This is a genomic window from Verrucosispora sp. WMMD573, from assembly GCF_027497175.1.
Taxonomy (GTDB): Bacteria; Actinomycetota; Actinomycetes; order Mycobacteriales; family Micromonosporaceae; genus Micromonospora.
The window spans coordinates 4,255,252-4,268,774 of record NZ_CP114901.1 but is presented as its reverse complement, the minus strand read 5'-3'; the positions used below and the strand labels follow the sequence as shown (position 1 = coordinate 4,268,774).

Genomic DNA, 13,523 nt, shown 5'->3' with positions numbered 1-13,523 from the left:
CTCAGGCCACCCTCTCCAGCACCACCAGGGAGCGGTCCGGTACGCAGAGCGTGCCGCCGGCCTCCACGGTGCTGCCCTTGTCCTGGTCCGGTTCGGCGGTGCTGATGACCAGCTCCCAGTGGTGGCCGAACTCGGCCGGTGGGAGGGTGAAGTCCAGTGGCGCATCGTGGGCGTTGAAGCAGAGCCAGAACGACGCGTCGTGGTGGCGTTGGCCGTACTGGCCGCGTTCGCGGATGCCCTCACCGTTGACGAACAACGCCACCGAGCGACCGAAGTCGTTGCCCCAGTCCTCGCCGGTCATCTCCCGGCCGTCGGGGGTGTACCAGGCCAGGTCGGGCAGCGGCTCGTCGACCTCGCGGCCGCGCACGGCCAGGCCGGTGAAGAAGCGGCGACGCTGGAACACCTGGTGCTGGCGGCGGAACTCGACCAGCCGGCGGGTGAAGTCGAGCAGTTCGGTGTCGGCGTTGTCCCAGTCGATCCAGGCCAGTTCGCTGTCCTGGCAGTAGGCGTTGTTGTTGCCCCGCTGGGTGCGACCCAGTTCGTCGCCGTGGCCGATCATCGGCACCCCCTGCGACAGCAGCAGGGTGGCGATGAAGTTGCGACGCTGCCGGGCACGCAGGCCGAGGACGCCCGGGTCGTCGGTGTCGCCCTCGACGCCGCAGTTCCAGGAGCGGTTGTGGCTCTCGCCGTCGCGGTTGTCCTCGCCGTTGGCCTCGTTGTGCTTGTCGTTGTAGGACACCAGGTCGTTGAGGGTGAACCCGTCGTGGCAGGTGACGAAGTTGATGCTGTGGAAGGGGCGGCGGCCGTCGTCCTGGTAGAGGTCGGCGGAGCCGGAGATGCGGGAGGCGAACTCGGCGAGGGTGGCCGGTTCACCGCGCCAGAAGTCGCGGACCGTGTCGCGGTACTTGCCGTTCCACTCGGTCCACTGCGGCGGGAAGTTGCCGACCTGGTAGCCGCCGGGGCCGACGTCCCACGGTTCGGCGATCAGCTTCACCCGGCTGACCACCGGGTCCTGCTGCACCACCTCGAAGAAGGTGGAGAGCCGGTCCACCTCGTAGAACTCGCGGGCCAGGGTGGCGGCCAGGTCGAAGCGGAAGCCGTCGACGTGCATCTCGGTCACCCAGTAGCGCAACGAATCCATGATCAGTTGCAGGGAGTGCGGGCTGCGGACGTTGAGGCTGTTGCCGGTGCCGGTGTAGTCGACGTAGTAGCGCCGGTCTTCCTCGGAGAGCCGGTAGTAGCTGGGATTGTCGACGCCCTTGAAGCTCAGCGTCGGCCCGAGGTGGTTGCCCTCGGCGGTGTGGTTGTAGACCACGTCGAGGATCACCTCGATGCCGGCGGCGTGCAGCGCCTTGACCATGCCCCGGAACTCCTGCACCTGCTGGCCGAGGTGACCCAGGGCCGAGTACGCGTGGTGCGGCGCGAAGAAGCCGATGGTGTTGTAACCCCAGTAGTTGCGCAGGCCCAGGTCGGTCAGGCGGTGGTCGTTGACGAACTGGTGCACCGGCATCAGCTCGATGGCGGTGATGCCGAGCCGGGTCAGGTGCTCGATCATCGGCGGCGAGGCGATGCCGGCGTACGTGCCGCGCAGCTCCTCGGGAATGCCGGGCAGCCGCATCGTCAACCCGCGTACGTGGGCCTCGTAGATGACCGAGTGGTGGTACGGGATGCGCGGCGGCGCGTCGTTGCCCCAGTCGAAGTACGGGTTCACCACCACCGACTTCGGCATGAACGGCGCCGAGTCCTCGGTGTTGATCCGCTCCGGGTCGCCGTGGGTGTAGTCGTAGACCGCCGGATCCCAGCGCACGTCACCGTCGATGGCCTTGGCGTACGGGTCGATCAGCAGCTTGGCCGGGTTGCAGCGCAGCCCGTTGGCCGGGTCGTACCGGCCGTGCACGCGGTAGCCGTACCGCTGACCGGGCCCGATCCCCGGAATGTAGGCGTGCCAGACGTACGCGTCGACCTCCCGCAGCTCGACCCGGCGCTCGTGGCCCACGTCCCACTCGTCGAAGAGGCAGAGTTCGATCTTCTCCGCCACCTCGGAGAAGATCGCGAAGTTGGTGCCCATACCGTCGTAGGTGGCCCCGAGGGGATACCGCTCGCCCGGCCAGACCTGCATGTCGCTCCTTCGGCCCACATGTCATGAGCGCGCCCGCACCATGAGCGCATCCGCCGGGCAACCCGGTGACGCGCGCGGCGGTAATGCCCCGCACGGTCCACCGCCAATCCATCCGATCGGGTGAATGCCCGGTATCCGCCCGACTGAGCTGAGATGAACCCTGCGGTGTCGTCGGTCACTGAGGCCCTCTTCGAGATGCGGGATCGGCCGTCATGACGTTTCCTTAGCATGGGCGCGTTGTCCGCGCGCCTACCAGATCCTCGCACCGTCGGCGCGTTCACGCGTGTCCGAAACCCAACCCTGCCCGCTCGCCGCCACCGATGTCGGCGCGTTCCTCCCTGCACGGACGGAGACTGATGTGACCACCCTGCGGGTTGGCGGACGTGCCGCCACCGCTCCGGACCGCGTCCACCGCCCCACGCTCACCTCGCGACCCCAGGTTCCGACGCCGTCGGGTCCGACCGCCGGGTCGCAGACCCGGCGCATCCTGATGCTCTCGTGGGAGTACCCGCCGGTGCTCGTGGGCGGCCTGGGTCGGCACGTGCACGCCCTGTCGGTGGCGCTGGCCGCCGCCGGTCACCAGGTCACCGTCGTCACCCGCCACACCGACGGCGCACCCCTGGAGGAATACGTCGACGGCGTCCGCGTCGTCCGCGCCGCCGAGGACCCGGTCACCTTCCCCCTGGCCACCAACTCCCTGCTGGCCTGGACCATGGCCTTCAACCACACCCTCACCCGCGCCGCCCTACGCGCCGCCGCCACCGACACCGACACCTACGACGTCATCCACGCCCACGACTGGCTCGTCGCCCACACCGCCATCACCCTGCGCGACCACCTCGACCTCCCCCTCATCACCACCATCCACGCCACCGAAGCCGGCCGACACCAAGGCTGGCTACCCGAGGACATGAACCGCACCATCCACGGCGTCGAACACTGGCTGGGCGGCGAGTCGAACCGGGTCATCGTCTGCTCCCGATACATGCGTGACGAGGTGACCGGCCTGTTCGGTGTGCCGAACGGCCGGATCGACGTGGTGCCCAACGGAGTCGAGCCGCACCGCTGGCGGGTCTCCGCCGCCGCCGTGGCCAAGGCGCGGGCCCGGTTCGCCGGGAACGGCCCGCTTGTCACGTTCGCCGGCCGGCTGGTGTACGAGAAGGGCGTGCAGCACCTGATCGCCGGGCTGCCCCGGCTGCGCGAGCGGCACCCGGGGCTGCGTGCGGTGATCGTCGGCGATGGCCCGTACCGGGGTGAGCTGGAGGCCGACGTGCACCGGCTCGGCCTCACCGACACGGTCAGCCTGCCCGGCTTCCTCGGCGGCACCGACCTGCCCGCGGTGATGGCCGCCTCGGACTGCTTCGCCGTGCCCAGCATCTACGAGCCGTTCGGCATGGTCGCTCTGGAGGGCGCCGCCGCCGGTGCGCCGCTCGCGGTCGCCCAGACCGGTGGGCTGGCCGAGATCGTCGAGCCGGGCGTCACCGGCGTGACCTTCCGGCCGCACGATCCGGACGCGCTGACCGACGCGGTGCACACCCTGCTCTCCGACGCCGAACGCGCCCGGACGCTCGCCCGCCGGGCCCGCGCGATGGTGCACGAGCAGTACGGCTGGGCCGCCATCGCCAGCCGCACCGCCTCGACGTACGCCTCGGCGATCGCCCAGGCACCGACGTTCACCGCCGAACGCGCGGCGCAGCAGATGGCGCACGGACGGGCCCTCCCGGCGATTCCGGAGGGCAACCTGCTCGCCGCCGCCGGCCTGCGCTGACCGCTGCCTCCGTTGACGCGCTTCCTGACCGCTCGCAGTCGCCCCGACCTGGTCCTCAGCCGGTCGGGGCACTGAGCCGGCCAGGGGTTGGGCGGCGCTGACCGGATAGGCGGCTATCGGGGCCCGAGGCCGGTCCTGCCGTCGAGCAGCTCGCGCGCCGCGTCGAGATGACCCGCGTGTCGTGCGGTCTCCTCGATCATGTGCAGGACGACGCGCCGCAGGTCGGTGATGTCCTCTCCGAGCGGACCGGGGTGCCGCTCGCGCACCGGGGCGGACAGCGGCGTACCGGCGAGGACGGCGTCGGACCGCTCGCACTGGGCACGGTAGAACCCCAACACCACCGACGGCGGTCGGGGCGTGGTCAGCGGCGCGTGGTCGTCGTCGGGCCAGGCCAGCGGCACGGCCGAGCCGAACATGATTTCCTGGAACCAGTGCCGCTCGGCGTAGCCGAGGTGCTCCACCAGACCCAGCGGTGTCCACCCGGAGGGCAGCACGGCGGTGGTCAGGGCCGTCACGCCGAGCCCGTCGATGATCGCGAGGACGCTTGCCCGCTGCGCCTTCAGGAACATCGACAGCGCGTCCTTCTCCTCGTCGCCCATTGCGTGCCTCCCCCTCTTGTCAGCCGGCGGCCCCTGCGGGACGTGTCGCCCAGATCGGCCCCAGCGAATGCCGGACGGTAGCAATCCCGACCGACAGCATTCGCTCATGGCGACCGGCGACAGCCCCGGATCAGCCGCAGCCGCCGGCCGGCAGCGCGACTGGCAGCATGGTGGACATGACGGGGATGGACGGTGGCGAAGTCGAGCAGGCGGTAGCCGAGATGGTGTGGACGCTCACACCGCACATGTCCCGGGACTGGCGGGCGCACCGGGCGGGCATGCTGGACTGGAGTTGCTGGACGACGGCGGTCCACGTCGCCCACGACCTGCTGGCGTACGCGGGTCAGGTCGCCGCCCGCCCGGATGAGGCGTACCTGCCGTTCGACCTGGTCGTCCGGGACGACGCCGCGCCGCACGACGTCCTCGCCGTGGTCACCGCCTGCGGGCGGCTGTTGAGCGCCGCGGTCGGTGCTGCGAAGCCGGCCGCCCGTGGTTGGCACTGGGGGCCGACCGACCCAGGTGGCTTCGCCGCACTCGGGGTCAGCGAGACGCTGGTGCACACCTGGGACATCACCCGGGGGCTCGGGATCGACTGGCGGCCACCGGCGGCGCTGTGCGCGGCGGTGCTCGTCCGGCTCTTTCCGCAGGCCCCGGCGGGGGATCCGGTCGATGTGCTGCTCTGGTGCACCGGCCGGGCCGAACTGCCGGGCCGTCCACGCCTGACGTCCTGGGTGCTCAAGGCCGCCGTCGGCTGACCCGCGACGTCGACGACGTGGCCCGGGCAGGGCAGGGCGGCGTTCGCACGAGCGGGCTCGCACGGGGCCACCAAAACCGTCCGGACAGTCCGATCTGCCGTTACGATCTTGTATCCACACTGGTCGGCGGCGCTGCGCATCCGACACACTCGCAGGCATCCGGCGGCGGTGCGGTCCGAGGAGGGCGCGGGTGCGGGTGCTCCTGGTGGAAGACGACCTGCGCGTCTCGGCGGGGCTCGCCTCGGCGCTGCGGCGGCGGGGGCATCACGTGGTCCAGGCGGTGACGGCCGCCGAGGCGGTCGAGGCCGATCCGGTCGATCTGGTGCTGCTCGACATGAACCTGCCCGACTGTGACGGTCTGGAGGTGTGTCGCCGGATCCGACAGCACGACGAGGGCGTCGCGATCATCGCGGTGACCGCCCGGGCCGAGGAGCACGACCGGGTGGCCGGGTTGCGGGCCGGTGCCGACGACTACGTGGTCAAGCCGTTCTCGATGGTGGAGTTGCAGGCCCGGATCGAGGCGGTGATGCGGCGCACCGCCCGTACCGTCCGGCCGGCGACCACGTTGCAGGTCGGTGCGCTGCGGATCGATGTCGACGCCCGCCGGGTACGGATGGGCGACCGCGAGATCAGCCTGTCCCGCAAGGAGTTCGACCTACTGGTGGCGTTGGCCCGGCAGGCGGGCACGGTGGTGCCCCGGGACCGGTTGCAGCTCGAGGTCTGGCAGACCACCTGGGCCACCCGGCACAACCTCGACGTGCACGTCGCCGCGCTGCGCGGCAAGCTCGACGACCCCGGTCTGGTGGAGACGGTACGCGGAGTCGGCTACCGGCTGCGCGTCGTCTGACTGGCCGGTCAGTCCCCCGGAACCTCAGAGCATCCTCAAGAATCCCAGCTCGTGACCCCGTGGCCGAGCAGGTGCGGGTGTGCTGTGCGTACCCAGCCATCCCTCCTGTTTGGAGATCCCCTTGAGATATAGACGGACAACGGCCGGTGTGTTCTCCGCTCTGCTCGCCGTCACCCTCGCGGCGACCGCACAACCCGCCCAGGCGACCAGGGCGGCCGAGCCGAACCAGGTGCAGGGCCTCACGGTCGTGCCGGGCGACGGGTACGCGACCCTGGCCTGGACCCCGGTCGACGGGGCCAGCGACTACCAGATCGAGCGCACCCCGGTCGCCGAGGACGGCAGCGTCACCGGGGCCGCGACGATCGTCGGTGTCTGGCGACCCAACCGTCAGATCAACAACGCGGCGCCGACCTTCGCCGACGCCGGGTTCGCCCCCGGCAACCGGTTCCAGTGGCGGGTCCGCGCCCGCCTCGACGGCACCGCGCAGCCCTACTCGAACCCGGTCAGCGACATCACCCGGGGGCACTGGGGCAACCCGGACGTGCCCGGCCAGGGCCTGCGTACCCAGTGGGAGACCACGCTGGGCGCGCAGTACACGAACGACGTCAACGAGTACGCCTACACCGCGGCGATCGACGAGTTGAGTGACCGGGTTCGGGTGGTGGAGATCGGCCGTACCGTGCAGGACCGGCCGATCAACATGTTCGTCATCGGTCACCCCGCCCCACCGGCCACCCCGGAGGCGGTGGCCGCGACGAACCCGCTGGTGGTCAACTGCAACGTGCACGGCAACGAGCCCGGCGACCGCGAGGCATGCCTGATCATGGCCCGGCAGTTGGCGTTCACCGACGACCCGACCACGCTCGGCCTGCTGTCGAGGACCACCATGCTGATCGTGCCGACGATCAACGGTGACGGTCGGGCGGCCAACAGCCGGGGCAACTCCACCGGCCAGGATCTCAACCGGGACTACTCGCTGATCCGCCAGCCGGAAACCCAGGCGTTCGTGGAGATGGTCCGCGACTACCGCCCGATCGCCAGCTACGACGGGCACGAGTACGGCAACTCCAACACCGGTGACCTGCCGATGCTGCCGTTCGGGGTCCGGTGCGGGTCCGGCCCGGCGCCACTCTGATCGTCAACGGTGGCTCGATCAGCGGCCCGGTGGACGCCAGTGGCGCGGCCGGATTCGTGCTTACCGACAGCACCGTCGACGGCCCGGTGAACGTCACCGGCACGACCGGCCCGGTCCTGCTGGTCGGAAACCGGATCAGCGGCCCGGTCAACGTGGTCAACAGCACGGGCGTGGCCCCGCTGCTGGCCGGCAACACCGTCAACGGTCCGCTGGGCTGCACCGGCAACGCCGCAGCCCCGGTCAACATCGAGGTCGCCAACGCGGTCAGCGGCCCACGGTTCAGCCAGTGCGCGCGCCTGTGATCCGCCGAGCCTGACCCCTGCGTACCGGCGGGCCGGACAACGCGCCCGGCCCGCCGGTACACCCCGACGCCGGAGTGGAGCAACCGTGACCGACACCAACTCTGCGACCGCGAGGTCCGCGCTGCGCCGGATCCTGCCGATCGCCGGCGCGACCCTGGCCGCCGTGCTGCTCGTCCTGGTCGGCAGCACGGCCGGGGGTGGCGACGGCGCGGCCGACGCCGGACCGACCGGTACCACCGTCACCGGGCCGCTGTGCGATCTACTGCCGGCCGGCAGCGAACCGGGCAATCCCGCCTCGCTCGCCGACCAGCCCCCCGACCAGGCTCTACAGTGGATACCGGTGCTCACCACCTTCGAGGCGGCGGTACGCGCCACCGGCCTCGCCGCGGAGCTGAACCGGGAGGTGACGATCCTGGCGCCCACCGACGACGCGTTCGCCGGCAGGTTCTCCCGGACCAATCTCGACGAACTGCTGCTGCGCGACACCGACGAGCTGCGCGGGTTGCTGCGCGAGCACCTGGTCACCGGGGCGTTGCCGGTGGCCGAGCTGGTCGCCGCCGGCACGGTGACCACCGTCGCCGGCACCAGCCTCACCGTCACCGGCGTCGGGCCGGGTGCCCGCCTCGACGACCGGGCCGAGACGGTGTGCGCCGACTACCGGGCCGGCGCCGCCCGCATCCACGTCATCAACGAGGTCCTCGGCGACCTGCCCACCACGGCGGGTCAGGACGACGACGGTCATCCGGCGCACTGAAGGTGGCACGACGACGGCCGCCGCACCCGTGTTCGGGTGCGGCGGCCGTCGTCGTGCGGGAAACGTCAGGTCGCTCGCGGTCAGCGCTGCTCGACGGGAAGGTAGTTCCGCTCGGCCGCGCCGGTGTAGACCTGCCGCGGACGGCCGATCTTGGTCTCCGGGTCGTTGATCATCTCGCGCCACTGGGCGATCCAGCCCGGCAGCCGCCCCAGGGCGAACAGCACGGTGAACATCTTCGTCGGGAAGCCCATGGCCTTGTAGATCAGGCCGGTGTAGAAGTCGACGTTCGGGTAGAGCTTGCGCGAGACGAAGAAGTCGTCGGCCAGCGCGATCTCCTCCAGCTGCATCGCGATGTCCAGCAGCGGATCCGGCTTGGCCATGCGACCGAGCACGTCCTGGGCCGCCTGCTTCACGATCGCGGCCCGCGGGTCGTAGTTCTTGTAGACCCGGTGGCCGAAGCCCATCAGCTTGACGCCGTCCTGGCGGTCCTTCACCTTGCGGACGAACGACTGCACGTCACCGCCGTCGGCCTGGATGCGCTCCAGCATCTCCAGCACCGCCTGGTTGGCGCCACCGTGCAGCGGGCCGAACAACGCGTTGACGCCGGCCGAGACCGAGGCGAACAGGTTGGCGTTGCTGGATCCCACCAGCCGCACCGTCGAGGTGGAGCAGTTCTGCTCGTGGTCGGCGTGCAGCACGAAGAGCATGTCCAGCACCCGGGCGATCACCGGGTCGACCTCGTACGGCTCCGCCGGCACGCCGAACGTCATCCGCAGGAAGTTCTCCACGTAGCCCAACGAGTTCTCCGGGTACAGCAGCGGCTGCCCGATCGCCTTCTTGTACGCGTACGAGGCGATGGTCGGCACCTTCGCCATCAGCCGGACCGTGGACATCTCCACGTGCTCGGCGTCGAACGGGTCGAGGCTGTCCTGGTAGAAGGTGGAGATGGCGCTGACGGCGGAGGAGAGCACCGCCATCGGGTGGGCCTCCCGGGGGAATCCGTCGAAGAAGCGCCGCATCTCCTCGTGCAGCAACGAGTGCCGACGGATCCGCTCGGTGAACTCGGTCAGCTCCTGAGTCGTCGGCAGCTCACCGTAGATCAGCAGGTAGGAGACCTCCAGGAAGGAGCTCTTCTCGGCCAGCTGATCGATCGGGTAGCCACGGTAACGCAGGATGCCCGCGTCACCGTCGATGTAGGTGATCGCGGACGAACAGGCGGCGGTGTTGACGAACCCCGGGTCGTACGTCGTCAGCCCGGTTTCCTTCAGCAGCTTGCTCACACCGATTCCGGCGGGGCCCTCGACCGCGGAATGTACCGGCATCGACAGCTGCCCGCCGGGGTGATCGAGCTTGACTTCCGTCATGTGGTTCCTCGCTTCGCCGGCAGATCTACGTTGAATTGCCTTCGCTTCTACCGTAATTGCGGTTGCGGCAACACCGCCGCTCGTGGTTCGGCGGTGAGGCATGCGTCACCCGATTCCCGACCGAAGCGCCGGGAAACCCCGACGACCGGGACGGACAGGCATGAAAGGCGCACGTAGTGTGCAAAGAGGCGGGACGAGGAAGATCGCGGACCGGCGGGCGTGCCGCCCTCGGCGGCTCGACGGACCGGTCAGGAGATCGACAGCTGACGAAGCCGACCGTCCTGGTCGACCAGGTAGAGGTCGAGGCGGTTGGCGCCGGCCCGGAAGTGCCGGTCGTCGGCGAGCAACGCCGCGAAGCGTCGGCCGCCGGGGTCCGGGGCGACCACCGGGACCACCGCCGCGACGGTGCCGTTGACGGCCACCGCCAGTTCGGCGCCGTCGGGGATGTCGTCATCGACGGTGCCCCAGATCATGCCGGGCAGCACACCCTCGTCGGGATCGACGGCGCGGAAGGCGTCCCGCCCACCGACCCGGGCGCTGCCGGCGGTCGGCACCGCGCCCACGGCGGTGCCGACCAGCCGATGCGGTGCCGCCGGTGGCGGCGCGGCCGGCACTCCGCCGCTGATCGGCATCGGTTGGGACGGCCGGTCGTAGAAGACCTTGCCCGCGTCGGTGCGGGGCGCCTGCCGGGCGGAACGACCGTCGACCCGCCAGGGCAGCCGGATGGCGGTCTCGTCGGCGACCGTCGGCAGCAGGTCGACGTGTTGCCAGTTGCGGTCGTCGACCCGCCCGCCGCGCTGGCCAGGTGTCTTGACGAACAGCGGCACCCAGGCCACCTCGTCGGCGGCGGCCCGGATCGCGTCCTCGCCGCGTCCCTGCACACCCTTGGTGAAGCTGACCCCGTGGTCGGCGGTGACCACCACGAGCGCCTCGTCCCACAGGCCGCTGGCGCGCAGCGTACGCATCGTCTCGCCGATCAGTCGGTCGGTGTAGCCGAGCTGGGCGAGATGCCGGGCGCGGGCCAGGTCCACCCAGCCGTCACCCTCGTTCGGGAAGTCCTCCGGTGCCTCGTACCGCGCCCCGGACGGCAGGAACGCCCACGGCGAGTGCGGCATCAGCAGGTGCAGGAAGTGCAGGGTAGGTCGTGCCGACGGGGTCAGGCCGGCGAGGAAGCTGGTGAACCGGGCCGGTTGGTTGACGTTGAGGCTGTCCCAGCGGAACTTCGGGTCGGTCGGCACCGGCTCGGCGGCGTCGATGCCGGCCTCCTCGGCGGTGCGTTCACGGTAGGAGTCCTCCGGGTCGATCCGGCTGTCGTGCGGCGCGGTCACCTGGCGCAGCAGCTGTGCCGTCTCGCGGACCAGCACGCCGATCCCCTGTTCCGGGGTGACCGGCTGCTCGCAGCGGCTCGGTGGGCAGAGCCGGGTGATGCTCTCCTCGGCGCGGATGTCGTACAGCCCGCCGAGGGCGGTGAAGAGGTTGTCCGGATAGTGCGAGTAGTGCGGGGCGTACGGCTCCGCCGGGTAGCGGCCGGTCAGCATCGCCGGCAGCGCGTACGGGGTCCATCCGCTGACCCCTGTCGCGTTGCGGTACCAGGTCGAGGCGGCGGCCAGCTCGGCGAAGTGCGGGAACCGCGTCGCGTCGACGCCACCGGCGGCGTCGAGCAGGGAGACCAGCGGCAGCTCGTCGAGGATCAGCATGATCACCGGCGGGTGTCGGTTGCCGGTCGCCGTGCCCGCCACGCCGCCGTCGCCGAGCGGCAGCACCACCGGCCCGGTCGGCGAGGCGAACAGGAACAACCCGACGAAGATCGGCGGACCGACGGCCGCCAGGCGCAGCACCCGGCCGGGGGCCGTCCAGCGGCGGTGGGCGATGGCCGCGGCGGCACCGATCGCCAGCGCCACCAGCAGCAGCGGTACGCCCCGCAGCGGCATGGTGTGCCGGCCCACCTGCACCGCCAGCGCGGCGACCAGCAGCCCGAGCAGCAGGCTGTGGGTGACCGTCCGCACCGCGACTCCGGCCAGGCCGGCGAGCAGGCCCAGCAGCCCGAGCGCCACCGTCGGCAGCACCGCGACCAGGGCCACCAGCAGCAGAATCTCGCCCCGATCGGCCCGGTGGAACAGGAAGAAGTCCGGACTGCGGCCGAGGATGTCCAGCAACGGCTGAGTGATCACCAGCCCGACCAGCGCGGCCACCTCCAGCAGCCGCCGGCTCTCGGCTCGCCAGCCGCCCGGACCCCACCACCGCCGTACGCGGCGGGCCGGCTCCCCGGCGGCCGGGAGCCCGGATCCGTCAGGCGTCGGATCGCCGTCGGCGGTGCCGCCCGGCCGGGCGGCACCGCTGCTGCTCGCCTCGGCTCCGGTGCCGGGGCGATCGGTCACGGAAGCGCCACCCGGTACAGGGTGCGGGTACCCGAGGGCAGCTCCAGCCGGTCCTCGACGGTGCCGTGGCCGGCGAGCAGCGCCTCGAAGGCATCCCGCCGGTAGTCGGGGAAGATGCCGTCGGGCTTGTTGGCCAGCAGCCGGGCCGCCATCGGGTCGTCCGGGTGGACGAACTCGACCACCAGCCGGCCGCCGGGTGCGGCGAGACCGGCGAGGCAGGTCAGCACCTCCGGCAGCGGCACGTTGCGTCCGATCGCCAGGTGGTGCACCAGGGCCAGGGCGAGCACGGTGTCCGCGTTGGCCCGGTCGGCGAACGAGGCCCGTTCGATGCCGCGCCAGCCACCACCGGGGGACGGATCGGCCAGATCCATCACCAACGGCAGCACCTGCCGTTCGCCCGCGCCCCGCAGGGTGCGGTAGAGCCGGTCGACCACCGCCGGGTCCTGCTCCACGGCGACCACGTAGTCGGCATGCCGGGCGGCGAGGCGGGCGTACCGTCCATCGTTGGCGCCCAGGTCGAGCACGAGCCGGCGGCGACCGCCGGCGTTGAGCGCGGCGACCACGAAGCGCTCCTTGCCCGCCCGGTCGTCGCCGGAGTAGCCGCAGGTGTGCTGGTAGTCGACCCAGTGGGTGGCGGCCGGCTGATGATCCAGGCGGCGGACGAGCTTCTCCAGCCCCCGCACGGTGGCCACGGCCAGCTCACGGGTGTATCCGGCGTCGCGCAACTGGGCGCGTACGTCGGAGGTGCTGGTGGCGGCGCTGCGGCGCTGCACGGAGCCGTGCAGGTGGACGTGGGTGAGCACGCCGGGCAACAGCCGACGGGTGCCCCGGAACAGTGGTCCCATCTGCTCCGGCTCGACGCCGTCGACCTGGGCCCGCAGCCACGGGTGGAAGGCCAGCCCCAGGTGGGCGCCGAGCATCAGCGGGTAGAGCAGCGTCTGGCAGAACTGACGGTAGCCGGCCCAGGGTTCACCGTCGCGCAGCCGGGTGAAGGACCCGATGTCGATGAAGACCGGATCCGTGCCGCGCCACTGGAGGTTGTACGCCGAGCCGTCCTTAGTGGTGAAGCCCGCCGGCAGGGCGGCCCGGAGGATCTCCAGGTGCAGCAGCGCGGCGTCGCGCAGCATGGCGAAGGACCATTCGTACGGGTGTGAGACGAACGGAACGCGCTCGTGCCGAAGCACCGTCGCCCAGCCCGAGGACGCCGGACCGGTCGGCAGCTCCCGCAACGGCGATTCCGCCGGCAGTTCCTCGGTGCCGCAGACCTTGCCGGCGGCGAGCAACGGCGGAAAGAAGCCGCTGTCGGCGAGGGCACGCCAGTCCTCGGCGGCGCTCCGGTCGAGCGCGCGCAGCACGTCGTCGCCGGCGTGGAACACCCGGTTGGCCGGGTCGCGGAACGAGCCGGGCTCCGGCCGAGGGCCGACATGCAGCGGGGCCGGTCGTGCGCGAGCCGGGTGGGGCGGCGGGCCGGCGGGCGACCGGCCAAGGTCCGGGATCACCAT

At 71.3% G+C, this 13,523-nt stretch carries 11 protein-coding genes; 6 read left to right on the top strand and 5 right to left on the bottom strand.

The window, feature by feature from the left end:
- Position 1 precedes the first annotated feature (1 nt).
- Positions 2-2,119 (bottom strand): glycogen debranching protein GlgX, encoded by a 2,118-nt coding sequence (gene glgX / locus O7601_RS19395; RefSeq protein ID WP_281562516.1) that lies wholly within the window; start codon positions 2,117-2,119, stop codon positions 2-4.
- Positions 2,120-2,477: 358 nt separating this feature from the next.
- On the opposite strand from glgX, the gene O7601_RS19390 reads away from it, so the two are divergent.
- Positions 2,478-3,887, top strand: coding sequence for a glycosyltransferase family 4 protein (locus O7601_RS19390; protein WP_281562515.1), 1,410 nt, complete (start codon positions 2,478-2,480; stop codon positions 3,885-3,887).
- A gap of 113 nt (positions 3,888-4,000) precedes the next feature.
- Here the strand turns inward: O7601_RS19390 and O7601_RS19385 are convergent, their stop codons facing one another.
- Entirely contained in the window at positions 4,001-4,486 is a 486-nt protein-coding gene (locus O7601_RS19385; protein ID WP_281562514.1) for a DinB family protein, read from the bottom strand.
- A 185-nt stretch (positions 4,487-4,671) separates the two neighbouring features.
- Here O7601_RS19385 and O7601_RS19380 point away from each other — a divergent pair, with 185 nt between their 5' ends.
- The 5 genes from O7601_RS19380 to O7601_RS19360 all read left to right on the top strand — a co-directional run bounded on the left by O7601_RS19380 (position 4,672) and on the right by O7601_RS19360 (position 8,279).
- A complete protein-coding gene (locus O7601_RS19380) occupies positions 4,672-5,241 on the top strand; it encodes a hypothetical protein (protein ID WP_281566970.1) in 570 nt (189 codons plus the stop codon).
- Positions 5,242-5,431: 190 nt separating this feature from the next.
- Positions 5,432-6,088 carry a response regulator transcription factor gene (locus tag O7601_RS19375; RefSeq protein ID WP_281562513.1) on the top strand — a complete coding sequence of 219 codons (657 nt, stop codon included), beginning with the start codon at positions 5,432-5,434 and terminating at the stop codon, positions 6,086-6,088.
- Positions 6,089-6,236: 148 nt separating this feature from the next.
- Positions 6,237-7,223 (top strand): M14 family zinc carboxypeptidase, encoded by a 987-nt coding sequence (locus tag O7601_RS19370; RefSeq protein WP_281562512.1) that lies wholly within the window; start codon positions 6,237-6,239, stop codon positions 7,221-7,223.
- Positions 7,196-7,525 (top strand): hypothetical protein, encoded by a 330-nt coding sequence (locus O7601_RS19365; RefSeq protein ID WP_281562511.1) that lies wholly within the window; start codon positions 7,196-7,198, stop codon positions 7,523-7,525. The genes O7601_RS19370 and O7601_RS19365 overlap by 28 nt, the downstream gene beginning before the upstream one ends.
- An 85-nt stretch (positions 7,526-7,610) precedes the next feature.
- A complete protein-coding gene (locus tag O7601_RS19360; protein ID WP_281562510.1) occupies positions 7,611-8,279 on the top strand; it encodes a fasciclin domain-containing protein in 669 nt (222 codons plus the stop codon).
- Between the two features lie 80 nt (positions 8,280-8,359).
- Here O7601_RS19360 and O7601_RS19355 read toward each other — a convergent pair whose 3' ends face one another.
- The 3 genes from O7601_RS19355 to O7601_RS19345 all read right to left on the bottom strand — a co-directional run bounded on the left by O7601_RS19355 (position 8,360) and on the right by O7601_RS19345 (position 13,523).
- On the bottom strand, positions 8,360-9,643 hold the full coding sequence (locus O7601_RS19355; protein WP_281562509.1) for a citrate synthase: 1,284 nt from the start codon (positions 9,641-9,643) through the stop codon (positions 8,360-8,362).
- Positions 9,644-9,891: 248 nt separating this feature from the next.
- Positions 9,892-12,021: a sulfatase-like hydrolase/transferase gene (locus O7601_RS19350; RefSeq protein ID WP_281562508.1), complete on the bottom strand. Its 2,130-nt coding sequence runs from the start codon at positions 12,019-12,021 to the stop codon at positions 9,892-9,894.
- A complete protein-coding gene (locus O7601_RS19345) occupies positions 12,018-13,523 on the bottom strand; it encodes a class I SAM-dependent methyltransferase (RefSeq protein WP_281562507.1) in 1,506 nt (501 codons plus the stop codon). Before O7601_RS19345 ends, O7601_RS19350 begins: the two co-directional genes overlap by 4 nt.

Bases quoted from the DNA above. Each gene is read 5' to 3' on its own strand.
- glgX (WP_281562516.1), bottom strand. From the start codon at position 2,119: ATGCAGGTCTGGCCGGGCGAGCGGTATCCCCTCGGGGCCACCTACGAC.
- O7601_RS19385 (WP_281562514.1), bottom strand. From the start codon at position 4,486: ATGGGCGACGAGGAGAAGGACGCGCTGTCGATGTTCCTGAAGGCGCAG.
- O7601_RS19380 (WP_281566970.1), top strand. From the start codon at position 4,672: ATGGACGGTGGCGAAGTCGAGCAGGCGGTAGCCGAGATGGTGTGGACG.
- O7601_RS19355 (WP_281562509.1), bottom strand. From the start codon at position 9,643: ATGACGGAAGTCAAGCTCGATCACCCCGGCGGGCAGCTGTCGATGCCG.
- O7601_RS19345 (WP_281562507.1), bottom strand. From the start codon at position 13,523: ATGGTGATCCCGGACCTTGGCCGGTCGCCCGCCGGCCCGCCGCCCCAC.